Origin of the sequence: Litoreibacter ascidiaceicola (assembly GCF_900129235.1) — a bacterium.
Lineage (GTDB): Bacteria > Pseudomonadota > Alphaproteobacteria > Rhodobacterales > Rhodobacteraceae > Litoreibacter > Litoreibacter ascidiaceicola.
Genome location: NZ_FQUV01000001.1, coordinates 205,956 through 231,959, shown reverse-complemented (window position 1 = coordinate 231,959; position 26,004 = coordinate 205,956). Strand labels below are relative to the sequence as shown.

The window sequence follows — 26,004 nt, the reverse complement described above, 5'->3', positions numbered from 1 at the left end:
GTTGATGCCCGAACCAGAAGAGCCAAAAGGGCAGGGCCGCCGCCGCATCGGGTTGACCGCCACCAGCCCCAATTCCCGTACCTTGTTTCTGGAGCGGCGCGTCTATCAACGCCGCCGCCTTATCGATGCCGCCAAGCTGCTGCCCATCGTCGGGCTGTTCCTGTTTGTGGTGCCCGCGCTGATCCTCGGCACCCCCGGCGAGGAAAACGCCACCGGCACGACGGCGCTGCGCCTGATCTATTTCTTCTTCGTCTGGGCCTGCCTGATCGCCACCTGCGCCACGATTGCGCGCGGCTTGGCGGGGGTGGATCATCCGGCGGGTGACAAGGACAAGGCTGACGAGGATCAAGCCTGATGGTCAGCTTTAACATCCTGATCACCGTTGCGGTGATCTACACCATGCTGCTGTTTGGCGTCGCGTTTTATGCAGACCAACGGGCGCAGCGCGGCCCGTCACGCTGGCTACGCTCACCTTGGACCTACACGCTGTCACTCAGTGTCTATTGCACGGCATGGACATTCTACGGGGCGGTGGGCAACGCCGCACGGTCGGGGTTGGAGTACCTGACGATCTATCTTGGCCCGACCTTGGTTTTCCTCGCGTGGTGGTGGTTACTGCGAAAGCTGGTGCGCATCGGCAAGGCCGAGCGGATCACCTCCATCGCCGACATGATCTCCAGCCGCTATGGCAAGTCACCGACCATCGCGGTGATCGTCACCGTGCTCGCCATTGCGGGGACCACGCCTTACATCGCGCTGCAATTGCAGTCGGTGACGCTGTCTGTGGCCGTGTTTACCGAGTTCCCGACGGGCGGCGGCGGTGGCTCCGACCTGAACGCCACCGCGTTCTGGCTCTCGGCGGGGCTGGCCCTGTTCACCATCTTCTTCGGCACCCGAAACCTTGACGCCAACGAGCGGCACCACGGCGTGGTGACGGCCATCGCGCTGGAAGCCATCGTCAAGCTGGTGGCTTTGCTGGCGGTCGGCATCTTCGTGGTTTGGGGCGTGTCCGGCGGGGTCAGCGAGACCCTGCGCGCGATTGATGCCAGCCCCGTGGCAGATTGGCAGCCGAGCCCCAGCCGCTGGACCTCGATGATCTTCTTGTCGGCGGCGGCAGTGATCTGCCTGCCGCGCATGTTTCAGGTGCTGGTGGTCGAGAACGCCGACGAGCGGCACTTGCGCACCGCCGTCTGGGCCTTTCCCACCTACATTCTGGCGATGAGCCTGTTCGTGCTGCCCATCGCGGTGGTCGGCCTGGCGGTCATGCCCGAAGGCTCCAACCCCGACCTGTTCGTGCTGACCCTGCCGCTGGAACTGGGGCAGGAGGGGCTGGCGCTATTGGCGTTCCTTGGCGGTTTCTCATCGGCCACGTCGATGGTCATTGTCGCCTCCATTGCACTGGCGACCATGGTGTCGAACCATATCGTCGTGCCGATCTGGCTGAATACCCGTCCGGCAGGCGCGTCGATGTCCGGCGACATGCGTCAGGTCGTACTGCTGTCGCGCCGCTTGTCCATCATTGCCGTGCTCGGGCTTGGCTACGTCTATTACCGGACCACGGGCGGCTCGGCTGCACTGTCGGCCATTGGTCTGGTGAGCTTTGCAGGTGTTGCGCAGGTGGTGCCGGCCTTGATCGGTGGATTGTTCTGGCGCGGGGCCACACGCAAGGGCGCGATTGCGGGCCTTCTGGTGGGCTTCGGGCTGTGGATTTACACATTGTTTATGCCAGCGATCGGTGCGTTCCCCAGCTCGATGCTGTTGCACGGGTTGTTCGGGGCAGACATGCTGCGACCGCAAGCTTTGATGGGGTTCACGGATATGGACCCGCTTGTCCACTCGATCCTGTGGTCGATTTCGCTGAACACGCTGGCCTTTATCATCGTGTCGCTGGTGTCCTTCCCGACCCCGATGGAGCGCCTTCAAGGCGCCGCTTTCGTCAACGTGTTCGAGCGTGGCGACGGCGCGGTCTCGCCCATCGGCGGTCAGGCCGAGGCGGAAGACCTTCTGGTCATGTCACAACGCCTGCTCGGTGCGCGCGAAGCCCAGACCTTGTTCCAGCGCGAGGCCACGCGGCAGGGCAAGGCGGGCTACCTGCCGGACCCGACACCTGATTTCATCACTCTGCTGGAGCGCGAACTTGCGGGCTCCGTCGGCGGGGCCACGGCCCACGCGATGATTGCGCAGATCAACGGGCAAACCTCGATCACCGTGCGCGACTTGCTGGCGGTGGCAGATGAGAGTGCGCAGATGCTGGAATATTCCAGCCAGTTGGAAGCGCAGTCGCGCGAGTTGGAGCAAACAGCACGGAAACTGCGCGAGGCCAACACCAAGCTGACGGCGCTATCGGTTCAAAAGGACGCGTTTCTCAGTCAGGTGAGCCACGAGCTGCGCACGCCAATGACCTCGATCCGGTCGTTCTCCGAGTTCCTGATGGAAGGCGGCATGGACGAAAAGGCGCAAGCGCGCTCCGCCGGCATTATCCACGAGGAAAGCATCCGCCTGACCCGACTGCTGGATGACCTGCTGGACCTCAGCGTGTTGGAAAACGGGCAGGTGGTGCTGAACGTGCAGACCGCGCGGTTGAGTGACCTGCTGGACCGCGCGGTGTCCTCCGCAGGTGTCGGATCGCCAAAGCCGGACGGGCTCGAGGTGATACGCTCGGCAGAGGACGAAGGCGTGCTTTTGAAAACCGACACGGACCGGCTGACGCAAGTGTTCATCAACCTGATATCCAACGCGCAGAAATACTGCGTCACGGACACACCGCGCTTGCGGATCGTGGTGACCCGGTCTCAGGACAGCGTGGACATTGACTTCATCGACAACGGGCTGGGCATTTCGCCAAAAGACGCGACCGTGGTGTTCGAGAAGTTCGTGCGCCTTACCGATCAGGCCTCCGCAGGGAGTGCAGGGCTGGGTTTGGCCATCAGCCGCGAGATCATGCTGCGGTTGGGCGGCTCGCTGGATTATGTGCCGGGTCAGGGCGGCGCTGCCTTTCGCGTGCAATTGCCGCTGGTCTGGGTTGAACGGCTTGGGTGAGATTTTTCTGCAAATGGGCGGTTCCGGTTAATCAAATCGCAGCATCTTGCGGGTCATTTTATGCAGGACCAAACCAAGAACACGCAGGCAGGCACTTTGACCGGACCCAACACCGCTTTGGCACTTATGGTGCGCCCCAGTAAGCCCAAACGTGGCGCGAGCCATGTTTTGCTGGAAGATATCGCCGACACGTTGTTTCGCGGCCCTGCGAAGACGGGTCATGGCATCGACCTTCTGATCCGCAATGCACAAGCGCAAAGCCTTCCGCAGGCCAGCGCGCTGGCGCGGCTTCCCGATATTGCCGTGCCGCATATTCTTGAGGGGCCGGATGGCGTGACGGGGCTTCTGGTCTTCGATGGCGTGCTGGTGGATGCCTTGATCGAGCAGCAGACTTTGGGGCGGATTTCATCCGCACCGCGGGTGGACCGGCCGGTGACGGCTATTGATGCGGCGCTGAGTACGGGTTTCGCAAACTCGGTGGTTGGCAAGCTGGCGGAGCTGGTGGAGGCCCGCCGCGATGCCTCCGCCTTGGCGGGCTTTGCCTGCCGCGCGACCCAAACAGACCGTGCGGCGCTTAGTCTGATGATGTCGGCCAAGGCCTATGACGTTTTGCAGATGGATGTTGATCTTGGCCCGGGCCTGAAAACGGGGCAGGCGCTTTTGATGTTTCCGGCGATTACCGTCGACGCTAAGCCGAAGCCAAAAAAGGTAAATCCGGACATGGTCGCGGTCTTGCAGGACAGCCCGCTGCACCTGTCGGCATTTCTGCCAGCGGTTCCATTGCAGGTCAGGGCGCTGCTGGATTTGGAGGAGGGCACGGTCATTCCCCTGCCGGACGGGATCCTTGCGCGGACGCAGCTGCGGGATCGCCGCAAGACGCTGCTGGGGAAGGGGCGTTTGGGGCAGTTGAACGGACGCCGCGCGATCCGTCTGGATGGATCGCCGCACATGCGCGCGCAGCGAATGGACGCGCAGATAGAACCGGCGCAGATTGCGGCTGATGGGGCGTTGCCGTCAGAGTTGGAGATCACTGCGGAAAGCATCGCGCGCACGGAAGCGGCGCCAATGGGCGGCCCGACCGTAGAGGATGCGGTGCCGGAACTGGCCGCGTCCTCCTGATCAACTGAAAAAGGCACCCGCAGGGGGTGCCTTTTCCGAACTCTTGGTGCTGGTCTTAGCAGCTGTAGTAAAGCTTGTACTCAATCGGGTGTGGCGTGTGCTCGTAGGCGTAAACCTCTTCCCACTTCAGCTCCATATAGCCCTCGATCTGCGACTTGGTGAACACGTCACCGGCCAGCAGGAACTCGTGATCTTCTTCCAAAGCTTGCAGCGCTTCGCGCAGGCTGCCGCACACTGTCGGGATGCCCGCCAGCTCTTCCGGTGGTAGATCGTAAAGATCCTTGTCGGATGCGGGGCCGGGATCAATTTTGTTCTTGATGCCGTCGAGGCCAGCCATCAGCAATGCCGCAAAGCACAGATAGGGGTTCGCAGCCGGATCGGGGAAGCGGGCTTCCACGCGCTTGGCTTTGGGCGACTCGGACCACGGGATACGCACGCAGCCGGACCGGTTACGGGCGGAATAGGCCCGCAGAACCGGAGCCTCGAAGCCCGGGATCAGGCGTTTGTAGCTGTTGGTCGCAGGGTTGGTGATCGCGTTCAGCGCCTTGGCGTGCTTCAGGATGCCGCCGATGAAATACAAGGCTTCCTGCGACAGGTCGGCATACTGGTCGCCCGCAAAGATCGGCTTGCCGTCTTTCCAGATCGACATGTTCACGTGCATGCCGGTGCCGTTGTCGCCTGCGATTGGCTTCGGCATGAAGGTCGCCGTTTTGCCGTAAGCGTGCGCTACGTTGTGGATCACGTATTTGTATTTTTGCAGCTCGTCTGCTTGATGCGTCAGCGAGCCGAAGATCAGGCCCAGCTCGTGTTGACAGCTGGCAACTTCGTGGTGGTGCTTGTCGACCTTCATGCCCATGCGCTTCATGGTGGACAGCATTTCAGACCGCAGGTCCTGCACCGCGTCAGTCGGGTTCACAGGGAAATAGCCGCCCTTGATGCCCGGGCGGTGGCCCATGTTGCCCATTTCGTATTCTGTGTCGGAGTTCCAGGACGCGTCTTGTGCGTCGACTTCGAAGGACACTTTGTTCATTTCGACCGAGAAACGGACGTCGTCGAACAGGAAGAACTCAGCTTCGGGACCCCAGAAGGACTGGTCACCGATGCCGGTGGTTTTCAGGTAGGCTTCGGCCTTTTCGGCGGTGCCGCGCGGGTCGCGGTCGTAAGGCTCCATCGTGTCGGGCTCGACCACGGTGCAGTGCACGCAGATGGTTTTTTCAGCGTAGAACGGGTCCATATAGGCGGATTTGGCATCCGGCATCAGCTTCATGTCGGACTGGTCGATGGATTTCCAACCGGCGATGGAGGAGCCGTCAAACATGAAGCCCTCTTCCAGAAAGTCCTCGTCGACCAGATCGGCGACGATGGTCACGTGCTGCAGCTTGCCGCGTGGGTCGGTGAAACGGATGTCGACGTATTCGACGTCCTCGTCCTTGATGGTTTTCAGCAGATCTTTGTTACTCATCTGGCCGTTCCTCTTTTATCAGTTAGCTAAGTGTTGGTTAAAGTGCGTCGTCACCGGCTTCACCGGTTCTGATGCGAATGGCTTGCTCCACGGTGGAGACGAAGATTTTGCCGTCGCCGATCTTGTCGGTCTTGGCGGCCTCGATGATCGCCTCGATGGCGCCATCCAACTGGTCGTCGGCCAGCACGACCTCGATTTTGACTTTCGGCAGGAAGTCCACGACATATTCGGCGCCGCGATACAGTTCGGTGTGCCCCTTCTGGCGACCGAAGCCTTTGACTTCGGTGACGGAGAGACCCTGAATGCCCAGCTCCTGCAGCGCTTCTTTCACTTCGTCCAATTTGAACGGCTTGATAATCGCTTCAATCTTCTTCATCTCGGTCCGACTCCCTTTGCTCGTCTTGAATGGGTCAGACCACTTTCAATTGAGAGGCACAATTGGCAGACTGTTGATGGGGCGGGTTACAGCCGACGCGAGACGAGAGATGCTTAAATTTTGTGCATAACGCTGAGAAAGTGGGCGGAATGAAAACTTCAGACCAAACGGGGTCATCCGAGACAATCACCAGCGACGAAATGCGTGCGTTGGAGCAGGCCGCGATCGCATCGGGGCGTGTCACCGGACTGGAATTGATGGAGCGTGCGGGCAAGGGGGTGGTGGAGGCCATTTTTGAGGAGTGGCCGGAGTTGGTTAAGGACAAGCGCCGCGCGGTGGTTTTATGCGGGCCGGGCAACAATGGCGGCGACGGGTTTGTCGTCGCGCGTTTGCTGGAAAAGGCGGGGTGGGGTGTCGAGACTTTTCTCTATGGCGACGCCAAGAAATTGCCTCCGGATGCGCGTGTGAACTATGAATTATGGCTTGGACGTGGTGGCGTCTCCAAAATTGAGGTTTGCTATAGTTATCGTTGGGCTTCACATCCTGTAGTAGTGGACGCGTTGTTCGGGATTGGGATGAATCGACCGCTGCCTGATGAACTGCGCAACATATTGATGGCAACGCTCAATTGCCGCCGCGTTGCAGTGGATATCCCCAGTTATGTTTCCAGCGATACCGGCGACTTGATGTGTCCTTGGCCGCACTATACAGGGCAGAACCAGCTTACGGTGACTTTCCATCGCCCTAAAGCTGGCCACGTGATGGCTGATGGTGCGCAGGTGTGCGGAAAAGTCGTCGTGAAGGACATCGGCCTATGAGTTTAACGATCACGCCAGAGCAGATTGATCTGCTCCGCAAGAGCTCTGACCAGCATAAGTATAGCCACGGCTCGGCCTTGGCCCTGTCCGGCCCGGAAAATCGCACTGGCGCTGCCCGACTTGCTGCCATGGCGGCGTTGCGTGTGGGGGCAGGGGTGGTGACCGTTGGCGCACCGCACGACGCCTTGCCGGAATGTGCCGCGCATCTGACGGGGATCATGCTGCGCGAGGTGTCCGAGGCGTTGGACCTGTCCCTGATCCTCGCTGAAGATACGCGCATCAACGCGCTGTGCATCGGGCCGGGGTTCGGGTTGGAGGCTGAGAACGGTGCCACCCTACGCGCTGCACTCGCCACGCAGCGTGCGCTGGTGCTGGATGCGGATGCCTTGACGCTGATGGCGCAAGACCGCGATTTGTTCACCCAACTGCACGAGACCTGCGTGCTGACACCCCATGCGGGCGAGTTTCGCAGGCTGTTTCCGGGCTTGGGCGAAGACGGCCAGCCTTTTAACTTGGATGAAAAGAAAGACGCCACCCAAAGGGCGGCGGATTTGTCGGGGGCTGTGGTGCTGTATAAAGGCGCGCAGACCACCATCGCGGCCCCCGGATGTCCTGTAGCTGTTATGGACACCACGTCCGAGCCAGCAGCAGCTTGGCTGGCAACGGCGGGGGCGGGCGATGTGTTGGCAGGGCTGATCACGGGCCTGCTGGCCAAGGGGTGCACGCCAGTGGAGGCGGCCGAGATCGGAGCGCTGCTGCATGCCATGGCCGCGGCTCACGCGGGGCCCGGGCTCATCGCCGAGGATTTGCCGCAGCAAATCCCGGGTCTCTATCGCGAATTGGGTGTGTAGTCTTTTGGCGGGGTGGGGCCTCCGGAAGAGAGGCCCCGCTGCCAGATGCGGTGTAGCGAGGTCGTTGTCGTAGCCTTAGGCGGCGACGAAGACTTTCTCTGGATCGGCTGCTATTTCTGCGGCGAAGTTGGAAATCACTTCAACGCCGTCAGCGTAGAAGATTTCCTCTTCCTCAAAGCCCAATTGATAGACCTCGTGGATGTCCAGCTCGGCCTCTTCGGCGATGTATTTGCCGTCGACCATTGTGCTGATGTTGACGATGACCATGTCGCGGCCAAACAGCATCTCGGCGCGCCAGTCGCGGACCATGACCTCTTGGTCAGGGGCCATCAGCATGTCGGCGTTTGGACGGGAGAAACCAAGTGTCCCCTGACCCACGCGGATCGGGCGCATCATGTGGCGTTCCACGCGCAGCTCTTGCAAGGTGCGCATTCCGTTCCGTGTGACGATGCGGTCGCCAGCTTCAAGGCTGGAGATTGGCATATAGCCGCGCATTGTCAGAACCTGAGAGCCGCCCAGAAGGCCGCTGAGTTTGGTGATGGTGTCGTTTCCCCCACCGAAAGTCTTGTGCATGTTGGCAGACATGTGTTCGCTCCGAATAATTGGTTGCGTCTTTCGATGGTTAATTAATGAAATCTAAATGAGGCAGAAAATGGACACGACCCTGACCAGACCAAGGCCATGTCGCGATGAATCCGAGGCGAACGGCCCACGAGGTACGGGTTGCCTTACCTTTTGGTGACCGATTGCGTGATTTTCGTCTCGCATCCCTTGGCGGGCTTTGCTACATGGGCGCGAAGCGGGCTTCGGAGGCGACTCCTTAGTCAATAAAGTTATGCGGGTGTGGCGGAATGGTAGACGCACCAGATTTAGGTTCTGGCGCCGCAAGGCGTGGAGGTTCGAGTCCTCTCACCCGCACCATTATATATAAGGACGACTAATATGAAGGTCACCGAGACCCTGAACGAAGGCCTCAAGCGCGGCTACAACATCGTAGTCACTGCCGCTGAGATGGACGAGAAAGTAAACGAAAAGCTTCTCGAGGCTCAGCCCGAAGTCGAGATGAAGGGTTTCCGCAAGGGCAAAGTGCCTATGGCGCTGCTGAAAAAGCAGTTCGGTGACAAGGTCATGGGCGAAGCGATGCAGGAAAGCATTGATGGTGCGATGTCCAAGCATTTCGAAGAGTCCGGCGACCGTCCTGCGATGCAGCCTGAAATCAAAATGATCAATGACGACTGGAAACCGGGCGACGATGTCGACGTGTCCGTCTCCTATGAAAAACTGCCGGAAATTCCTGATGTTGATCTGAAAAAGATCAAACTGGAAAAGATGGTTGTAAAGGCTGAAGACAAGGACATCGACGAAGCTCTGTCGAACCTGGCTGAAAACGCTCAAAACTTTGACGATCGCAAAAAAGGCTCCAAGTCGAAAGATGGCGACCAAGTGACGATCGACTTCCTTGGCAAGGTCGATGGCGAGCCTTTCGAGGGCGGTGCCGCAGAAGACTATCCGCTGGTTCTGGGCTCCAATTCGTTCATTCCGGGTTTTGAAGCGCAACTGGTTGGCGTCAAAGTTGGCGACGACGTTGAAGTGAAGGTGGATTTCCCGGCCGAATACCAAGCCGAGCATCTGGCTGGCAAAGCCGCTGTGTTCGAGTGCAAGATCAAAGCCGTCAAAGAACCGAAAGCCGCAGAGATCAACGACGAGCTGGCCAAGCAGTTCGGTGCCGAAGATCTGGCCGCGCTGAAAGCCCAAGTGGCCGAGCGTCTTGAAGCCGAGTTCGGTGGCGCATCCCGCGCAGTCCTGAAGCGCAAGCTGCTGGACGAGCTGGACAAGCTGGTTAAGTTCGAGCTGCCTCCGACACTGGTCGAAGCCGAAGCAGGTCAAATCGCGCACCAGTTGTGGCACGAGGAAAACCCTGACGTTCAAGGCCACGATCACCCAGAGATCGAAACCACCGACGAGCACAAAGGCCTTGCAGAGCGCCGCGTGCGCCTTGGCCTGCTGCTTGCCGAGATGGGCCGCAAGAACGAGATCGAGGTCACCGACGCCGAAATGACCCAAGCGATCATGAACCAAGCGCGCCAGTATCCGGGGCAGGAACGCCAGTTCTTCGAGTTCATCCAGCAGAACCAGCAGATGCAGCAGCAAATGCGCGCGCCGATCTTTGAAGACAAAGTCGTCGACTATGTGTTCGAGCTGGCAGACGTGAAAGAGAAAGAGGTCAAGAAAGCCGACCTTGAAAAAGCTGTCGAAGCTTTGGAAGACGACGCCTCTTAAGTCTCTGACAGAGCAACGTTATTTAAGGCCGTCCTTCGTGACGGCCTTTTTTGTTGCCCTGAAAGCGTACGGCCAATGTCCCAGCTTTTGCGCAGGATTGCTGAAATTTGGTCTTATTTGGGCGTCAGGGTACAGGCAGGGAAAAGACAATTTAGGGAAATTTGCAATGAGCCTGATGGACTTCACGCTGGACGCACCGGACCAACAACAATCTGTTGATGTGAAACGCACATCTGCGGGATACCGCGTTTGCGAGACCAAGCTTGAAGGCTGGCAGGTGCAAGTTGTTCGCGTGTTCATGGCGGCGATTTGCTTTGGCATGATGGCTGCAGGCGGCATGGTCTGGACGCTGACTGACACAAGCTTCCCCGGTGATCCTGCGATCACCAAGGCAATTCTGTCGACTGCAATCTACATCGTGGCGGCGGCTTTGGTTGTGAACGGTGCCTTCGCCCAATCGCGCGACGAGGTCGAAATCGACCTGAAGGGCCGCGTGCTGCACATTATTTCACGGGCCCCGTATGGCATTATGAACTCCCGCAAAACGCTTCGCTTCGAGGAAATCACCCGCATTGATCTGGCTGAAACCAGCCTGATGACCGAATTACGCAGCGCCATCACCCGCCTTGACTACGGCACCATCAAGCTGAGCGCCCATGGTGGCCGCGCCTTCAAAATCGTCGGCGGCGACATGATGGATCTGGAGCCACTGTTGTCGCGCCTGCGTGGGGACACCGGCGTCGCGTAATTTCAAAAGATATTTTTAGCAGCTATCAGGCCGCTCCTTTTTGGGGCGGTCTTATTCGTTTGCTGGAGTGATATTTTCACAGCGGTCATCCGGATGCAGGATCAAGGTTTCCTCGACCGTATCCAGCTCGACCACGAACGGATCGGGGCTGCTTTCGGTCCGGTTGCTCATGATGGAGAGCAGCATGAAGGGGTTCAACGTGTTCTTGGAGCGCGAGACATGGATGGTGATCGGCGTGCGCCGTGCCAGCAGGCCCATCATCAGCGCAAATCGGGAGTAGGGCGCGGCGCTTATCGCGGGGTGTTCGCGTGTGAGCACTTGGTTGCAGATGTCTTGATGAAGGCTTCGCTTTGAAAACAGGATCTTCCGCCGATCCCGTAGTGTCGCGCGATAGGTCGGGCTTGGCACGGCGGTGAGCGTGAATGTCATCTCGTCATAATCGAGCGCACCGAAGGCGCGGCGGTCCAGCACCTGTTTCGCATCGGGACGCCAAGCGGCGACACGCCATCCGGCTTGATGCGCAAGAATTGCGGGTGGGGCGATGACCAAGACCGCGAACAGGCAAATCAGAAGAGTTTTCATCGGCCCAGTGTGCGGCGCGTGCGCCGGCAGGTGCAACGAAAAAGGCCGCCCCGAAGGACGGCCTTAAATCTGTGAGAATGTGGAAGAGGAGGCTTACGCCTCGTCTTCACCTTCCTCAGCGGCAGGGGCTTCAATCGCCTCGGCCAGATCGTCGTCCTCAGAGGCGGCAGCACCGATATCGTCGAACAGTTCGGCGATTTCGAATTCTGCTTCGGCCTCGGCCTCAGCAGCCAGTTCCTGAATGGATTTGCCGGAGGCTTGCAGTTCTGCTTCCTCGACCGAGCGGGCCACGTTCAACGAGAATGTGGCTTCGACTTCGGGGTGCAAACGTACAGACACGTCGTGAACGCCGAGATACTTGATCGGGCGTTCCAGCACGACTTGACCGCGGTCAATTGTGAAGCCTTCAGCCGTTGCGCTGTCGGACGCGTCACGTGTGGTGACGGAGCCGTACAGAGCGCCGGCGTCAGATGCCTGACGAATCACGATGAACTGTTGGCCACCAAGTTTGTCAGCCATTGCTTCGGCTTCTTTCTTGGTCTCCAGGTTGTTGGCTTCGAGCTGCGCTTTTTGCGCGTCGAAGACAGCCTGGTTGGCTTTGGTGGAGTTCAACGCCTTGCCTTGCGGCAGGAGGAAGTTGCGGGCGTAACCCGCTTTTACGTCTACGATATCGCCCATTTGGCCGAGTTTCGCGACGCGTTCCAGAAGGATAACTTGCATGTGCTTTGCTCCTTACTTCACTGCGTAGGGCAGCAGGGCCAAGAAACGTGCGCGTTTGATGGCACGGGCCAGCGCACGCTGGTTCTTGGCACCAACAGCGGTGATACGCGAAGGGACGATTTTGCCACGCTCGGAAACATAGCGTTGCAGAGTGCGGGTGTCTTTATAGTCGATTTTCGGGGCGTTATCACCCTCGAATGGATCGGACTTGCGACGGCGGAAAAATGGTTTAGCAGCCATGGTTTAGCTCCTTAAGTTCAGGTCAACAATATCAGTTGCGAGGGCGGCGTTCACGCTCGTCGCGCTTCTGCATCTGGACGGATGGGCCTTCTTCGTGCGCATCGACCTTGATGGTCAGAACACGCATGACATCGTCATGCAGGCGCATCAGGCGTTCCATCTCCTGAACGGCTGCGGCTGGCGCATCCGAACGGACGAAGGCGTAGTGGCCCTTGCGGTTTTTGTTGATCTTGTAGGCCATGGTTTTCAGGCCCCAATACTCGTGCTCGACAACCTTGCCGCCATTGTCCGACAGGACTGCGGAGAAGTGCTCGATAAGACCTTCAGCTTGTGTGTTGCTCAGGTCTTGGCGCGAGATAAACACGTGCTCATACATTGGCATGTGTAATTCCTCTTACTTTTCAGGCGTGCTTCATAGGACGGGCATTCAAGACCTTCGCACCCATCCACGAGTGGCATCGCGGTTCAAATAGTTTCACGAAGGTCCGCGCGGTATAGCAGGGATCGGGCAGGGCGCAAGGGAATTGGGGGCCTCAACAGCCGTTAATCCGACCTGCGATCGCAAGGAATAACAGCATGTCCACCACAAGCAGCACATGCCAGAACGCCAGCGCCAACACAAAGGCCAACGCCCCGCGCCAAACGCCCATCGGGAACAGCCGGAAATACAGCCGGACAGAGGCGACCCAATAGACCAAAAGGGCGATGGTGATAACGGTGGTCTGAACCCCGTTGAGCATGTCGATCAACGGGTCTTGGGCGATCAGGTCGTTCAGGTGCTGGATTTTAGCGCCGATCCCGTCTTCGCAGGTGGTCAGGCCCTTGTGATACATGGCATAAAGCTGCGGCGAGAGCACCTTGAACGCCCCGTAAAACAGCAAGGCGGCAAAGGTCGTGATGGTGACGTAAATCCCGTTGAAGTAGAAGCCCAGCCGCATCAGGCGTTTGAGATCGCCCTCGTAGCGGCAAATTCTCCATGCAAGCGCAAAGCTGACAAAGCCCATCAGCGACAGGAACGCCGCGTGGATGCACAAGATCACCACGCGGCTCAGATCGGTCAGGCTGTCCCCGAGCACCAGCGTGATCAGCACCGCATTGGTCAGTAGCGCAGAGCCTAGAAACAGAACGGAGCTGCGAAACCCGCTGTCGTGGCGCACGCGGTAAGATATCTCAACGATGGGCCGTAGCAACGCCGCGCCCAGCAATTGCCAGAAGCGCAAGTAGTCGTCCAAATACTCTTTGATGAGGCCAATCATCTGCCCATCCCGCGTGCTGAATGCCCGACTGTACCATTTTGACGGCCAAAATGGTGGATAATTGCACCCGTACACAGGTCTACCCCGTATTTACGCACACAAACTGTTGATTGCCGCCGGATTGCTTTTCGCCACCGATCCACGATTTTAGGCGACGACGATTTTATTTCCTTGAAAGGATAAACAGACATGAAGACTCTTGCTCTCGCTACAGCCTTCGCGCTGGCCTCGACTGCCTCATTTGCTGCCGACAGCTACACGCTCGACGCCAGCCACAGCCAGGTTGTGTTCAACTACAACCACCTCGGCTTCTCCACGACCTACGGCATGTTCTCGGGGTTCGAGGGCGAGATTTCCTTTGACGACGCCGATCCGGCAGCGTCTTCGGTGAGCGTTTCCATGCCAGTGAAAAGCATGCTGACCGGCTGGGAAAAGCGCACAGGGCACTTCATGTCACCCGACTTCTTTGGTGCCGAGGACGGCGACATGGTCACATTCACCTCGACCGGCATCGAAGTGACCGGCGATGCGACGGCCAAAATCACCGGTGATTTGTCGATGAACGATGTCACCAAATCGGTGGTTTTGGACGCCAAGCTGAACAAGTCGGACACGCATCCGATGGCGGGCAAGCCGTGGTTGGGCTTTGACGCGACCACAACGCTGCTGCGCTCTGACTTCGGTCTGGGTGCGTTCGCACCAGCGATCAGCGATGAGGTTCAGGTTATGATCTCCATCGAGGCGCAAAAAGCCGAATAATACGGTTAATTAAACGCTAAAGCCCCGTCCGGCGTGATGTGCCGGGCGGGGCTTTTTTCGTTTTGGGCTCATCGCAGACCGAACGGCGATTGACAGTATTCTCGGAAAACGGCACAAATTTTGAAATTATAATAAAATCTTGAAATTTGTGCTTGGGAGGGCCTGATGACAGATCACATGACTGCTGCGGTCATTGGGCTTGGCTCGATGGGGTGGGGTGCGGCGGTATCGCTGCTGCGCGCTGGCATTGAAACACGAGGCGTAGATATCCGCGGCGACGTGTTGGAGAGATTCACCGCCGAGGGCGGCACGAGCTTTACCTCGGTGAGCGAAGCCTGTGCAGGAGTTGACGTTGTGTTCGTCTTCGTCGTGAACGGCGCACAGGCCGAAGATGTTCTGTTCGGGGCAGGCGGCGCGGTTGCGGCGGCGCAGGACGGCACTGTTTTCGTGACCTGCGTGACCATGGAGCCGACGCGGGCCATTGATCTGGCAGAGCGGCTGGAAGCGGCAGGCATGATGGCGCTGGATGCGCCAGTGTCGGGCGGGTCGGCCAAAGCGTTGACGGGCGAGATGACGATCATGGCCTCGGGCCGTGCGGAAGCGTTCGACAAGGCAGGGCCGTGTCTGGATGCGATTGCCAGCAAGGTCTACCGCTTGGGCGATGCGGCGGGCAAAGGCTCTCAGGTCAAGATGATCAACCAGCTTTTGGCCGGCGTCCACATCGCCGCCGCCGCCGAGGCGCTGACTTTGGGGGCGAAGATCGGTCTTGATCTGGGGATGCTGCACGAGGTCATTCAGGAATGCGCGGGCAATTCGTGGATGTTCGGCAATCGCGGCGCGCATATCGTTGAAGGGGACTACACCCCCCATTCTGCGGTGGATATTTTCGTGAAGGATCTGGGCATTGTGACCGGCGAGGCGGCGGATCATCCGGTGCCGCTGTCGCAAACTGCGCTGGCCTTGTTCAAGGAGGCCTCCGCCGCTGGCATGGGCCGCGAGGATGACGCGGCGGTGGCGAAACTGCTGGCGACCAAAGGCGGCATCAAACTGCCGGGCATGGTATGACCGTCCTCGGCTGCATCGCCGACGATTTCACAGGTGCGACCGATCTGGCGGGGTTGCTGGCGCGGTCCGGGGTGAAGGTGAACCTGCATATGGGGGTGCCGGACGCGCCGCCGTCCGACACTGCCGCGTTCGAAGTGATCGCCCTCAAGTGCCGTACGGAGCCTGCGTCCGTTGCCGTGGCCGAATGCCTGCGCGCGCTGGACTGGCTCAGGGCTGCGGGCGCAGCGCGGTTCTTCTGGAAGTATTGCTCAACCTTTGACAGCACAGCGGACGGCAATATCGGCCCCGTGGCGGAGGCGTTGATGGACAGGCTCGGCACGGAGCAGACGATCTATTGCCCCGCATTCCCCGAAAACGGCCGCGCGATCTTCATGGGCAACCTGTTCGTGGGGGAGCAGCCCTTGGCGGAAAGCCCGATGAAGGACCACCCGCTGACACCCATGCGCGACAGCAACCTGATGCGTCTGCTGGAGCCGCAGGTGACGCGCCTCGTGGGGCTGGCGAACCGCTTGGTCGTCGAGAAGGGGGCCGACGCCCTGCGCGACCGTTTGGCGGAGTTGCGAGCCGACGGCGTGATGCATGTGGTGGTCGATGCGGTGTCGAATGACGATCTGTATGTGATCTCGGAGGCTTGCCGCGACATGGTTTTGCTCACTGGCGGTAGCGCCGTGGCGATGGCCTTGCCGGAGTTGTATCTTGAGGACGGAACGCTCAAAACCGACTCCCCGAAGATGGAAACACCATCACTGGCCGAAGGGGCAATCGTGCTGTCCGGCAGTTGCTCCGCCATGACCCGCGCGCAGGTTGCGGCGTATCTGGAGCAGGCCGACGGTCTCCGTCTGGACCCGCTGGATCTGGCCCGGAACGGTGCGGACGCAGCAACAGCGTGGCTGGAAAAGCAGCCCGTGGACAGCGCCAAGATCATCTACGCCACGGCGGAGCCATCCTCGGTGAAAGCCGCACAAGAAAAGCTGGGCGTCGCCAAAGCGGGCCAACTGGTTGAGGACGCCTTGGCCGCCCTTGCGGTGAAAGCCCGCGAGTTGGGCGTGCGGCGTTTTGTGGTGGCGGGGGGCGAGACCTCCGGCGCCGTGACCAAGGCGCTTGGCGTGACGCAACTGACCATCGGCGCGGAGATCGCGCCCGGCGTGCCGTGGTGCTTTGCCACAAGCGCGGGGCAGGACATCGCCCTGACCCTCAAATCGGGCAATTTCGGCGCGGAGAGCTTCTTTGCCGACGCGCTGGCAAAACTCTAGTTGCGTGTGGCGGTCAGGTTGACCGTCACGGCCACATCAAAGCCCACCGAACTTTCGTCGGGATAAGTTTCGCCAATGTTGAAGCTGGTCCGGTTCAGCCGCGTCTGACCCTGCATCACGGCGGTATCCCCGTCGATTTGCAGCGAGAAGGGCAGGTTCACCGGCGCCTCCATGCCTTTCAGGGTCAATGTGCCGTTTGCCGTGTAGGTTGGGCCATCTTCCAGAATATCGGCCTTGAAGGTGGCAGTGTCATGGGTTGCCGCGTCGAAGAAGTCGGGGCCAAGGGCCTGCGCGGTAACGGAGCCGAGGCTGAGCGAGCCGATTGCGACCTGCACCTCCACATCGCCATGGACACCGTTCGCATCGGGTGTTTCGGAAAAGTTAATGGCGGCGGTCCAATCGGCAAAGCTGCCCTCCACGTCGCTGCCCAGCTGGCGCACGGTGATCGCCAATGTGCCGCTTTGGACCGTCCAGCCGCTTTCGACCGCCGCGAGCCTTGGCACGCTGTCCTGCTCGGTAGCGGCGAACAATCCAAGGTTGGCACCCACAACCAGCGCCAGCAGATACGCCCCAACCGCGCCGATGATCGGCAGGGCGGAGCGGTGTTGTTCCGGCACACTGTCAGGCTCGGTGATGCCGGGGGTCATACGTTTCAGGGTTATGTCTTTGTCGATGAAGTGGTGCTTCAACGCGCCTGCCACGTGCAGGAAGATAGATATGGCCAAGACCCGCTCGAACACGATGTGCAGCGAGGCGAAGATATGCGCGAAACTGTCGTCCTTCGGCACGAAAGGCAGGCCTTGCCCGAACGGCCACCAGATCGGCGCAAAGCCTGTGGTCGCCGCGTGGTGAATCCAGCCGGTCAGCGGGACCAGCACTAGGGCGGCATAAAGCGTCCAGTGGACGAGTTCGGCCAGCATGGTCTCCAACCGCTTGTCTGCGTTCAGCAACGCGGGCTTGGGCTGCGAGATGGCCCATGCGATGCGGGCCAGCGCGGTGAAGAAGATGAACACGCCAAGAGTTTTGTGGATCGAGAACATCTGCGCCTTGAACGCCAGTGCCTCGCCGGTGTCATAGGGAAGCCCGTTGGCATAGATGCCGAGCGGGATCATGGTGATGATCAGCAGGGCGATCAGCCAGTGGAAACTTTTGGTGACAGACCCGTAGGTCGTCGTGCTGTTGCCGCGCATCGGGCTGCTCCTGTGTATGTCCGGTGTCAGACTAAACGCGATCGGGTGGAAGCTGAAAGCACGAAACCGTGCATGCCACTGCCGTTATTTCAGGTGCTGCGCGACTTTGGGCTTTCTGATGTCCCGAAGTCCGTTCTGCTAGATAATGCGGAGCACCAGCCATGCAACACACCCATAGGGGATCAGCCCCAGCACCAGATACAACCCGTCGCGCGCCAGCATCGCGAGGGCCAGCAACGCCACAGCGCAGCCGATCGGGGAGGATGAAAACGGCACCAGTTCCAGCATCGGCAAGATGAGACCGGACAGCACGCACAGCAATTGCGGAATGAAGATCAGCGGCCGGTGGAAAAAGGCCGCCAGCCGCTCATCCGTATGTGCGTCGAGCCATGCCATTGCCGGACGTATCCGCTTGAACGCACCCTTGACGCGTGAACTATCGGCTTTGCGGCGGAGCAGCCATTGTGGAAGCCAAAGGTGGTCGCGTCTGAGCAGCATCTGCACCGAAACAAGGAAGATCAGGACGCCCATGAAGGACGAAAACAATGGTATCCCGCTAAGCGGTGTTGCCAAGGCAATAGCAGGGACCAGCAGCATCGGGGTAAAACTTGCATGCCCGACGGCTTGCACCAGCTCTTCCAGCTTGATCTGATCCGGTCCCGCCACGTCGACGATCCTGTCGACCAAGGCGACCAGACTTTCGTTTTCGTCCAACATTTGCTCTCCCGGGACCGCGCGCGGCGAGTCGCCAGCTTAATCCAGCCCCGATCAAGTGACCATATTTCGCGTCGCCCAAACATACCGCAGACGGCTTGTCGTGCTTGTGAGGCGGCGGCGGGTCGGCTAGACCTTTAAAAAACACCACAAACGAACAGGGGAGCAGCCATATGCGCGCATTTGTATTTCCGGGCCAAGGGGCCCAGACCATCGGGATGGGACGCGATTTGGCGGAGACCTATCCCGAGGCCAAAGCCGTGTTCGACGAGGTGGACGAGGCCTTAGGCGAAAAGCTGTCCGCTCTGATTTGGGAAGGAGAGCAGGACACACTGACCCTGACGCAGAACGCCCAACCCGCGCTGATGGCGACGTCCTTGGCGGTAATGGCGGCGTTGAAATCCGAAGGGGTTGGCGTTGACGCGGCGTCTTTCGTGGCGGGCCATTCGCTTGGGGAATACTCGGCCCTTGCAGCGGCGGGGTCCATTTCCGTGGCAAATACCGCGCGCTTGTTGCGCACACGCGGGTTGGCGATGCAGGAAGCCGTGCCGGTAGGCGTCGGTGCGATGGCGGCGCTACTGGGCTTGGACTTCGAGACGGTTCAGGCCGTGGCCGAGGAAGCTGCGGGCGATGAGGTGTGCCAAGCCGCCAATGACAATGATCCCAGCCAGGTTGTGGTGTCCGGCCACAAGGGCGCCGTGGAGCGCGCGGTGGAGCTTGCCAAAGCGCGCGGTGCCAAGCGCGCGGTGCTGTTGCCCGTCAGCGCGCCGTTTCACTGTGCCTTGATGGAACCCGCAGCGCGCGCCATGGCCGAAGCCTTGGACGATGTGGATATCGAGGACCCTTCCGTGCCGCTGGTGGCGAACGTATTGGCGTCCTCGGTTAGCAGTTCGTCAACTATCCGCACGCTTCTGGTCGAGCAGATCACAGGCTCCGTGCGCTGGCGTGAAAGTGTTGAATATATGGGCACGCAGGGCGTGACCGAGATCTGGGAGATTGGCGCGGGCAAGGCCCTGTCTGGCATGATCCGTCGCATCAACCGCGATATTGGCACACGGGCGATCGGCTCGGCGGATGACGTCAAGGCCGCGGTGGAAGCGTTGAATGCTTAAAGCCCGACTGCTCTCGCTCGCCCTCGTGGCGGGCTGCGGGACGGTGGAGAACATGTCCCAGACCCTGAATATGCAGGTCGAGGGGCAAAGCCTGCGCATGGATGGCGTCATCAACACGCGGGCCTTGCGGCAGTTTGTCGATGTTTTGGACAGCAATCCGGCGTTGCGAGAAGTGGTGCTCGGCCAGATCGACGGCTCGCTGGATGCCGAAGTGGTGGCCGAGATGGGCTACACCCTTCGCGAACGGGGTCTGGCGACGCGGATGCTGCCAAGCTCGGAAGTGTTTTCCGGCGGGGTGGACCTGTTTCTGGCAGGGGTGCAACGCACGGTGCCTGCGGGCGCTGTCGTGGGTGTGCATGAGTGGGAGACCGGTTTCGGCTCCGCCCGCGACTACCCGCGGGGATCAAAGCAGCACGAACCGACGCGGGGTTATATCGAGGATATGCTGGGGTCTGACGCCTTCTACTGGTTCACGGTAGAGGCCGCATCGTTCAACGAGGTGCATGTCATGACGCGAGGCGAATTGATTAAATACGGCGTGGTGACACGCTGAGACACATTAAGAAAGGGCAGTAAGATGTTTAACCTAAAAGGAAAATCGGCGCTTGTAACGGGTGCGTCCGGCGGGATTGGCGGAGAGATTGCCAAAATCTTGCACGCGCAAGGGGCAACGGTCGCCCTGTCCGGCACGCGAGTGGAGCCGTTGGAGGCCTTGGCGTCAGAGCTGGGCGAGCGCGCGCATGTGCTGCCCTGCAACCTGAGTGATTTCGAGGCCGTAGACGCGCTGCCCAAGCAGGCCGTCGAGGCGATGGGTGCGGTGGACATTCTGGTCAACAACGCCGGTATCACCCGCGACAACCTGTTCATGCGCATGTCGGATGACGAATGGCAGTCGGTGATCGACGTGAACCTGACCTCGACCTTCAAGCTGTGCAAAGGCGTTTTGCGTGGCATGATGAAGGCGCGGTGGGGGCGGATCGTCAATATCTCGTCGGTCGTGGGGGCCACGGGAAATCCGGGACAGGGCAACTATGCGGCATCCAAGGCGGGCATGGTGGGTATGTCCAAGTCGCTGGCCTACGAGGTCGCGTCGCGGGGGATCACCGTCAACTGCATCGCGCCGGGGTTCATCACCACGCCGATGACCGAGAAGCTGACGGATGACCAGAAATCCGGCATCCTTGGGCAAATTCCTGCGGGCCGGATGGGCGATGCGGGTGAAATTGCGGCAGCTGCCCTCTATCTTGCCAGCGCTGAAGCGGGTTATACTACGGGCACTACGCTGCATGTGAATGGCGGAATGGCGATGATCTAAGCGCTGCGATGCAGCGATTTCGCTTTGGCTGAATGAGGGTTGTATAAGCGTTTGCGTTCCCCATTTGGTATGCTATAGGCGGCGCAGATCAGCTGGGGGGAAACCTTTGGCAGCCGCATTTGCGGCGAGATAACAGGCCAAATGGCCAATACCAACTGGGTAGGGTAACTTGCCCGCCACCAATCGGGCAAACCCCGAGCAAATACGAGGAATACAACATGAGCGATATCGCAGACCGCGTTAAAAAGATCGTTGTCGAGCACCTTGGTGTAGAAGAAGACAAAGTTGTTGAAAACGCATCGTTCATCGACGATCTGGGCGCAGACAGCCTCGACACCGTTGAGCTGGTTATGGCGTTCGAAGAAGAGTTCGGGATCGAAATCCCAGACGACGCTGCAGAAACCATCCAGACTTTCGGCGACGCAACGAAATTCATCAAAGAAGCTTCTTAAGTCTTTTAGAGCTTTGACGAGATTGAAGATGGCGCCCTTCGGGGCGCCATTTTTTTGTTTTCGTGGGATGGTGCTTCACACTTCCGCTATGCGGACTTTGCTGGCCTTAGCAGCATCAAGGCGACGGTCCGCTTTGGCAATGACAACCAATAGACATCGGCCTAACGTCAGCGCATGAAACCCAAAATTCTCACAACCCTACCTGGCTACACGCGGGAGCTTTTAGTTAAAGACGCAATAGCGGGCGTGACGGTCGCTATGGTGGCCTTGCCACTTAGTCTCGCGATTGCCATTGCGTCCGGAGCCGACCCGTCAAAAGGCCTCATAACGGCAATTGTTGCAGGCTTCCTGGTCTCGCTATTGGGTGGCAGCCGTGTGCAGATCGGCGGCCCAACGGGTGCCTTCATTGTCGTCGTCTTTGGGGTGGTCGTTGCACACGGATATGATGGCTTGGTCCTGGCCACGTTCATGGCAGGTCTTATTCTGCTTGTTGCTGGCTACTTCCGGGCGGGAAACCTTATTCGACTGATACCCGAACCCGTCATAAACGGATTTACAATCGGGATCGCTGTCATCATCGCGACAAGTCAGCTCAATGATCTTTTTGGGCTCACGGTTGATGCGGTACCAGCAGAGTTTCTCGCAAAGATCGAAGTTCTTTGGCATGCGCGTCCGACCCTATCGGTAGCGTCAGCTTTGATTGGTCTGGCGACAATGGTCCTGATCGTGCTGTTCCGCCAAGCCGCGCCAAAACTGCCAGGGCTGATCGTGGCAGTCGCCTGCACGTCGGCCATTGTCGCATTAGCCGATCTCCCAGTCGATACGATCCAGTCTCGGTTCGGAGATCTTCCCAACTCCCTGCCATGGCCCCAGATGCCCGAACTCAGTTTCGACAGGGTCGTCGTTTTGCTGCCATCTGCGTTGATCATCGCGTTTCTTGCAGGTGTCGAATCCTTGCTGTCTGCCATGGTGGCCGACCGCATGATTGAAGGAAAACATCGCCCAAATGCCGAACTGCTGGCGCAAGGGGCCGCCAATATCGGATCTTCCCTTTTCGGTGGAATGCCAGCAACGGGGGCGATTGCGCGCACTGCGACCAATATCCGCGCCGGTGGCAAAACACCGGTGGCCGGATTGATCCACGCGCTGACAATTCTGATCATCATGCTGTTGGCATCAAGACTTGTGGGATACATGGCTATGCCCGCCTTGGCCGGCTTGCTGATCCTGACTGCCTGGAACATGAGCGAGCCGCAAAAGTGGAAGAGTTATGCGGTGGAGCGCAAATCCGATGTGTTCCTCCTGATGTTAACACTAATTCTGACGGTCTTGGCCGACCTGACCGTCGCAATCGGCGTCGGTGTGGCATTGGGTCTGGCCCTACGGATGCTGCGCCGCGATGTCCCACCGTCCGAGTGGTCCGACCCGGAACGATAGGTCGCGAGACATTTAGAATATTTTAGGGAAGCCGCCGTTGGTGCGCGCCGCGACATTGGACAGAATGGGCTCAGACCGGACATTCACCAATTATTGTGGTGTCGGTTAACTCACCCCAACTTCCCCGCCATCCATTCCCGCATATGCGGGCGGTAGAACGCCAGTTCCTGCGCGACTTGGGGGAGAGTTTCCATTTGCGCGCGGTAGGTGCGGACGGTGGCGGACCAGTGCAACGGAGGCAGGACGGTGTGGGTCTCCATCAGGTCCAGCCATTCCAACGTGACGATCAGGCCGCAATCGCTTAGCCACAGGCGGTCGCGGGGGAGCGGGCTTTGGTCCAGCAGCGTACTCAGCGCGGTGAGGCGTTTGATGATTTCTGCGTGCGCTGCCTCTATTTCGGATGCAACGCGCGTTGCCGGTGTGACGTTGGAGAACAGCAGGCGCAGGGCCGGCTCCAGCCTTGTGTCATGGAAGCGGGACAGCTCGCGCGATTTGGCACGCGGGATCAGGCCCTCGGGCAGCATGGCGGGGTCAGGGTGCTTTTCTTCGAGGTATTCGGCGATCGCCTCGCTGTCGGTGAGGGTGAGGTCTCCGTCCACAAGGGCGGGAAGGTTCCCCGTGGGGACCCGCGACAGGTAGTCGGCGGGCGGGGTTAGATCGACCCATTCCAGCCCCTTGGTGCGCAAGGTGAGGCGCAGCTTGGCGCAATAAAGAGAGTGGTCGACCGCGTAGACCTTGAGCATATTAGCGCACGCCTGCGTTCAGGCGCTCCAGCACGTCGAGGCCCTGCATCTTCAAGAAGTGCAGCATGTCGATGATCACCCAGTTTTCGGCCAGCTTGTCCCCGTCGCGGCGGTAGATATCGACCACCCGCATATCGGCAGGTTTACCCGTGGCGGGGAGACCGAGATAACCGCCAATCGGGGTGACGGTCAGGTTGGGCCAGCCGAAGAAGCCGCAATATTTGCCTTCGGCAAAGCGGGCGACGTGGCCGTTGAAGATGCGATCGGCCAGCTGGGTTCTGAACGGGGCCTGATGCTGGGTGATGTAGCGGTCGATGGTGTAGGTGGCACCGATGCCGTGGGGACCGTACCAGATCATATCGTCGTGCCAATTCTCCGACATCTCTTGCTGCGGGGTCAGGTAGGTTTTGGACTTACCTTGCAAGACCTCGTTGGCCTTGGAAATGCTGTTGGCCATTTTGTTGACGATGGCAAGGGTGGCCTTGCCCTCGTCGGGATCGCTGGAGGACAGCAACAGCCCGTCATTGGTCATCGGGCCGGGGACGATGAAGGCCGCGCCTGTTTGGGGCGGCAAGGGATCGACACCGGCTTGTGCCATCACCGACAGGACATCGCAAAACAGCGCGGTCTCGGCGATTTTGCCGTTCTCGATCCGGTGAAACTCGGCGTAGCGCAGGAAGGCCATCTTGCCTGTGGGCGGGATGCCCAGCCATGGCGCGTCGAACAGGCCCATGAAATGCCCCATCGAGCAAGTCCATGTGGCGGTGAAGCCGTCGATTTCATTGAGACCTGCGAAGAAGACGTCCTCGCGCCGTTGTAGGCTGGAGAAGGCGTTGAGGAGCGGTGTCCAGAACGCCTGCATCGCCGCCTTGGCGCTTGGTTGCCGGTTGAACGGGTGGACGCCGCGCCAGTGGAAGTCCGGCGATGTATGGGCCTTGAGCCGGTTGAGACGGTCGGACGGGGCGGCTCGGTCGAATTCGGCCATGTAGGCGCGGGAAATGGCTTTTTCGGCGGTGAAATCTGTCATGGCGACCTGCAAAGTTCGGATTCACGTTAGGAGTGCCGCTCATTTCACGCCCCCGCAAGGGAAATTGGCACGAAGTTGCGCGATCCGCCGCCTTTGGGCGGTGAATATCCAACGCGATACCTTGCCCCTTTGGGTCGTGGACGTGTAAGACCCGAAGGATAAACCTTGTGCTACAGGATAAAGGGGTGGGTATGCGTCGAGTTGTGATTACCGGTCTTGGAATGGTGACGCCTTTGGGCGACGGCGTGGAGACCACGTGGAAGAATGCGCTGGCGGGGAAATCCGGCGCGCGCACCATTGAGAAATTTGACGCCTCCCATCTGGGAACGGGCTATGCCTGCGAAGTGCCGCGTGGAGAGGGTGAAGGGGAGTTCAACCCTGACGCCTATATGGAGCCCAAAGAGCAGCGCAAGGTGGATGATTTCATCCTCTATGGCATGGCAGCGGCGCAGCAGGCGGTGGAAGACGCGGGCTGGACGCCGGATGACCAGCACGAGCTGGAGCGCACGGGCGTGATGATCGGGTCAGGCATCGGCGGGTTGTCGTCGATTGCGGAAACGGCTGTGCTGATCAAGGAACGTGGACCCCGTCGGGTGTCGCCGTTCTTTATTCCGGGGGCCTTGGTGAACCTGGTGTCGGGGCAAGTGTCCATCCGCTACGGCTTCAAAGGGCCGAACCATGCGGTTGTGACGGCGTGTTCCACCGGTGCGCATGCCATCGGCGACGCGGCGCGGCTGATTGCGCTGGACGACGCGGATGTGATGATTGCGGGCGGTGCGGAGAGCCCAATTTGCGAGATCGGCATAGCGGGCTTCAACGCCTGCAAGGCGCTGTCCACGGCGCATGCGGACGACCCCGAGAAGGCCTCGCGGCCTTGGGACGCGGACCGTGACGGGTTTGTCATGGGCGAGGGCGCGGGCGTTGTTGTGCTTGAGGAATATGAGCACGCCAAAGCGCGTGGCGCGAAGATTTACGGCGAAGTGCTGGGTTACGGGCTTTCAGGTGACGCCTACCACATCACTGCACCACCACCGGACCATGAGGGTGCAGAGCGCGCGATGCGGGCTGCGGTGAAGCGGGCTGGCATCGAGCCGAGCCAGATTGACTATATCAATGCGCATGGCACCTCGACCATGGCGGACACCATTGAGCTGGGCGCTGTTGAGCGGCTGCTGGGCGATGCCTGCAAAGGGGCCACCATGTCGTCGACCAAGTCGATGACGGGTCACCTGCTGGGGGCCGCTGGTGCGATTGAAGCGATCTTCTGCATTCTGGCGATGCGGGATAATATCTGCCCGCCGACGATCAATCTTGATAATCCCGCTGTGGATACCGACATTGATCTGTGTGCAAACAAGGCGGTAAAGCGCGACGTTAATGTGGTTTTGTCCAATAGCTTCGGCTTTGGCGGGACCAATGCCTGCCTGATTATGGGGAAAGTGTAAT

The 26,004-nt window shown here is 59.7% G+C and carries 28 protein-coding genes and 1 tRNA gene; 17 read left to right on the top strand and 12 right to left on the bottom strand.

Annotated features, from left to right (window positions below):
- The first annotated feature begins 4 nt into the window (after nt 1–4).
- The 3 genes from BUB72_RS01070 to BUB72_RS01060 are packed head-to-tail and all read left to right on the top strand — an operon-like array spanning nt 5 to nt 4,158.
- On the top strand, nt 5–355 hold the full coding sequence (locus BUB72_RS01070) for a hypothetical protein (protein ID WP_245814682.1): 351 nt from the start codon (nt 5–7) through the stop codon (nt 353–355).
- Entirely contained in the window at nt 355–3,039 is a 2,685-nt protein-coding gene (locus tag BUB72_RS01065; RefSeq protein WP_073139166.1) for an ATP-binding protein, read from the top strand. The genes BUB72_RS01070 and BUB72_RS01065 overlap by 1 nt, the downstream gene beginning before the upstream one ends.
- 60 nt (nt 3,040–3,099) lie before the next feature.
- Nucleotides 3,100–4,158, top strand: a complete 1,059-nt coding sequence (locus BUB72_RS01060; RefSeq protein ID WP_073139163.1) for a FliM/FliN family flagellar motor switch protein — start codon at nt 3,100–3,102, stop codon at nt 4,156–4,158.
- A 55-nt stretch (nt 4,159–4,213) separates the two neighbouring features.
- Here BUB72_RS01060 and glnA read toward each other — a convergent pair whose 3' ends face one another.
- Nucleotides 4,214–5,620, bottom strand: coding sequence for a type I glutamate--ammonia ligase (gene glnA / locus BUB72_RS01055; RefSeq protein WP_073139160.1), 1,407 nt, complete (start codon nt 5,618–5,620; stop codon nt 4,214–4,216).
- A 37-nt stretch (nt 5,621–5,657) separates the two neighbouring features.
- The gene (locus BUB72_RS01050) at nt 5,658–5,996 is read right to left on the bottom strand and encodes a P-II family nitrogen regulator (protein WP_073139156.1); all 339 of its coding nucleotides are present in this window, start codon (nt 5,994–5,996) and stop codon (nt 5,658–5,660) included.
- Nucleotides 5,997–6,145: 149 nt separating this feature from the next.
- Between BUB72_RS01050 and BUB72_RS19235 the strand changes: the two genes are divergently transcribed.
- Entirely contained in the window at nt 6,146–6,814 is a 669-nt protein-coding gene (locus BUB72_RS19235) for an NAD(P)H-hydrate epimerase (protein WP_342742136.1), read from the top strand.
- Entirely contained in the window at nt 6,811–7,665 is an 855-nt protein-coding gene (locus BUB72_RS19230; RefSeq protein ID WP_342742135.1) for an NAD(P)H-hydrate dehydratase, read from the top strand. Before BUB72_RS19235 ends, BUB72_RS19230 begins: the two co-directional genes overlap by 4 nt.
- Nucleotides 7,666–7,740: 75 nt before the next feature.
- On the opposite strand, the gene BUB72_RS01040 is transcribed toward BUB72_RS19230, so the two are convergent.
- Nucleotides 7,741–8,250 (bottom strand): Hint domain-containing protein, encoded by a 510-nt coding sequence (locus tag BUB72_RS01040; RefSeq protein ID WP_073139150.1) that lies wholly within the window; start codon nt 8,248–8,250, stop codon nt 7,741–7,743.
- Between the two features lie 252 nt (nt 8,251–8,502).
- On the opposite strand from BUB72_RS01040, the gene BUB72_RS01035 reads away from it, so the two are divergent.
- The 3 genes from BUB72_RS01035 to BUB72_RS01025 all read left to right on the top strand — a co-directional run bounded on the left by BUB72_RS01035 (nt 8,503) and on the right by BUB72_RS01025 (nt 10,693).
- Nucleotides 8,503–8,586: transfer RNA gene (locus tag BUB72_RS01035), tRNA-Leu, on the top strand.
- 21 nt (nt 8,587–8,607) lie between these two features.
- Nucleotides 8,608–9,945: a trigger factor gene (gene tig / locus BUB72_RS01030; RefSeq protein WP_073139146.1), complete on the top strand. Its 1,338-nt coding sequence runs from the start codon at nt 8,608–8,610 to the stop codon at nt 9,943–9,945.
- A 166-nt stretch (nt 9,946–10,111) separates the two neighbouring features.
- Entirely contained in the window at nt 10,112–10,693 is a 582-nt protein-coding gene (locus BUB72_RS01025) for a hypothetical protein (protein WP_073139141.1), read from the top strand.
- A 51-nt stretch (nt 10,694–10,744) separates the two neighbouring features.
- Here the strand turns inward: BUB72_RS01025 and BUB72_RS01020 are convergent, their stop codons facing one another.
- The 5 genes from BUB72_RS01020 to BUB72_RS01000 form a co-directional block, all read right to left on the bottom strand.
- The gene (locus BUB72_RS01020) at nt 10,745–11,275 is read right to left on the bottom strand and encodes a hypothetical protein (RefSeq protein WP_073139137.1); all 531 of its coding nucleotides are present in this window, start codon (nt 11,273–11,275) and stop codon (nt 10,745–10,747) included.
- Nucleotides 11,276–11,368: 93 nt separating this feature from the next.
- Nucleotides 11,369–11,995, bottom strand: coding sequence for a 50S ribosomal protein L9 (rplI, locus tag BUB72_RS01015; protein WP_073139134.1), 627 nt, complete (start codon nt 11,993–11,995; stop codon nt 11,369–11,371).
- 12 nt (nt 11,996–12,007) lie between these two features.
- Nucleotides 12,008–12,235, bottom strand: a complete 228-nt coding sequence (gene rpsR / locus BUB72_RS01010) for a 30S ribosomal protein S18 (RefSeq protein ID WP_073139131.1) — start codon at nt 12,233–12,235, stop codon at nt 12,008–12,010.
- A gap of 31 nt (nt 12,236–12,266) precedes the next feature.
- Nucleotides 12,267–12,617: a 30S ribosomal protein S6 gene (rpsF, locus tag BUB72_RS01005; RefSeq protein WP_073139127.1), complete on the bottom strand. Its 351-nt coding sequence runs from the start codon at nt 12,615–12,617 to the stop codon at nt 12,267–12,269.
- 151 nt (nt 12,618–12,768) lie between these two features.
- The gene (locus BUB72_RS01000; RefSeq protein ID WP_073139123.1) at nt 12,769–13,491 is read right to left on the bottom strand and encodes a hypothetical protein; all 723 of its coding nucleotides are present in this window, start codon (nt 13,489–13,491) and stop codon (nt 12,769–12,771) included.
- A 189-nt stretch (nt 13,492–13,680) separates the two neighbouring features.
- On the opposite strand from BUB72_RS01000, the gene BUB72_RS00995 reads away from it, so the two are divergent.
- The 3 genes from BUB72_RS00995 to otnK all read left to right on the top strand — a co-directional run bounded on the left by BUB72_RS00995 (nt 13,681) and on the right by otnK (nt 16,568).
- Nucleotides 13,681–14,250, top strand: coding sequence for a YceI family protein (locus tag BUB72_RS00995; protein WP_073139120.1), 570 nt, complete (start codon nt 13,681–13,683; stop codon nt 14,248–14,250).
- Nucleotides 14,251–14,415: 165 nt separating this feature from the next.
- Nucleotides 14,416–15,315 (top strand): L-threonate dehydrogenase, encoded by a 900-nt coding sequence (gene ltnD / locus BUB72_RS00990; RefSeq protein ID WP_073139118.1) that lies wholly within the window; start codon nt 14,416–14,418, stop codon nt 15,313–15,315.
- Complete coding sequence (gene otnK / locus BUB72_RS00985) at nt 15,312–16,568, top strand: 3-oxo-tetronate kinase (RefSeq protein WP_073139115.1); 1,257 nt, start codon at nt 15,312–15,314, stop codon at nt 16,566–16,568. Before ltnD ends, otnK begins: the two co-directional genes overlap by 4 nt.
- On the opposite strand, the gene BUB72_RS00980 is transcribed toward otnK, so the two are convergent.
- Complete coding sequence (locus tag BUB72_RS00980; RefSeq protein ID WP_073139112.1) at nt 16,565–17,758, bottom strand: cytochrome b/b6 domain-containing protein; 1,194 nt, start codon at nt 17,756–17,758, stop codon at nt 16,565–16,567. The two genes, otnK and BUB72_RS00980, sit on opposite strands and share 4 nt — an antisense overlap.
- Before the next feature lie 138 nt (nt 17,759–17,896).
- Nucleotides 17,897–18,475, bottom strand: a complete 579-nt coding sequence (locus BUB72_RS00975) for an exopolysaccharide biosynthesis protein (RefSeq protein ID WP_073139108.1) — start codon at nt 18,473–18,475, stop codon at nt 17,897–17,899.
- 170 nt (nt 18,476–18,645) lie between these two features.
- Between BUB72_RS00975 and fabD the strand changes: the two genes are divergently transcribed.
- The 5 genes from fabD (at nt 18,646) to BUB72_RS00950 (ending at nt 22,788) form a co-directional block, all read left to right on the top strand.
- Complete coding sequence (gene fabD / locus BUB72_RS00970; protein ID WP_073139104.1) at nt 18,646–19,584, top strand: ACP S-malonyltransferase; 939 nt, start codon at nt 18,646–18,648, stop codon at nt 19,582–19,584.
- Nucleotides 19,577–20,137 carry a hypothetical protein gene (locus tag BUB72_RS00965; protein WP_073139102.1) on the top strand — a complete coding sequence of 187 codons (561 nt, stop codon included), beginning with the start codon at nt 19,577–19,579 and terminating at the stop codon, nt 20,135–20,137. The genes fabD and BUB72_RS00965 overlap by 8 nt, the downstream gene beginning before the upstream one ends.
- Before the next feature lie 24 nt (nt 20,138–20,161).
- Nucleotides 20,162–20,899 (top strand): 3-oxoacyl-ACP reductase FabG, encoded by a 738-nt coding sequence (fabG, locus tag BUB72_RS00960; RefSeq protein WP_073139100.1) that lies wholly within the window; start codon nt 20,162–20,164, stop codon nt 20,897–20,899.
- A gap of 218 nt (nt 20,900–21,117) precedes the next feature.
- Entirely contained in the window at nt 21,118–21,351 is a 234-nt protein-coding gene (locus tag BUB72_RS00955) for an acyl carrier protein (RefSeq protein ID WP_021100083.1), read from the top strand.
- 174 nt (nt 21,352–21,525) lie between these two features.
- Nucleotides 21,526–22,788 carry a SulP family inorganic anion transporter gene (locus tag BUB72_RS00950; protein WP_073139098.1) on the top strand — a complete coding sequence of 421 codons (1,263 nt, stop codon included), beginning with the start codon at nt 21,526–21,528 and terminating at the stop codon, nt 22,786–22,788.
- Between the two features lie 110 nt (nt 22,789–22,898).
- Here BUB72_RS00950 and BUB72_RS00945 read toward each other — a convergent pair whose 3' ends face one another.
- Nucleotides 22,899–23,531, bottom strand: coding sequence for a glutathione S-transferase family protein (locus BUB72_RS00945; protein WP_073139095.1), 633 nt, complete (start codon nt 23,529–23,531; stop codon nt 22,899–22,901).
- 1 nt (nt 23,532) lies between these two features.
- Nucleotides 23,533–24,558 (bottom strand): nuclear transport factor 2 family protein, encoded by a 1,026-nt coding sequence (locus BUB72_RS00940; protein WP_073139091.1) that lies wholly within the window; start codon nt 24,556–24,558, stop codon nt 23,533–23,535.
- A 191-nt stretch (nt 24,559–24,749) separates the two neighbouring features.
- On the opposite strand from BUB72_RS00940, the gene fabF reads away from it, so the two are divergent.
- Nucleotides 24,750–26,003 carry a beta-ketoacyl-ACP synthase II gene (gene fabF / locus BUB72_RS00935; protein ID WP_073139088.1) on the top strand — a complete coding sequence of 418 codons (1,254 nt, stop codon included), beginning with the start codon at nt 24,750–24,752 and terminating at the stop codon, nt 26,001–26,003.
- Nucleotide 26,004: the final 1 nt, after the last annotated feature.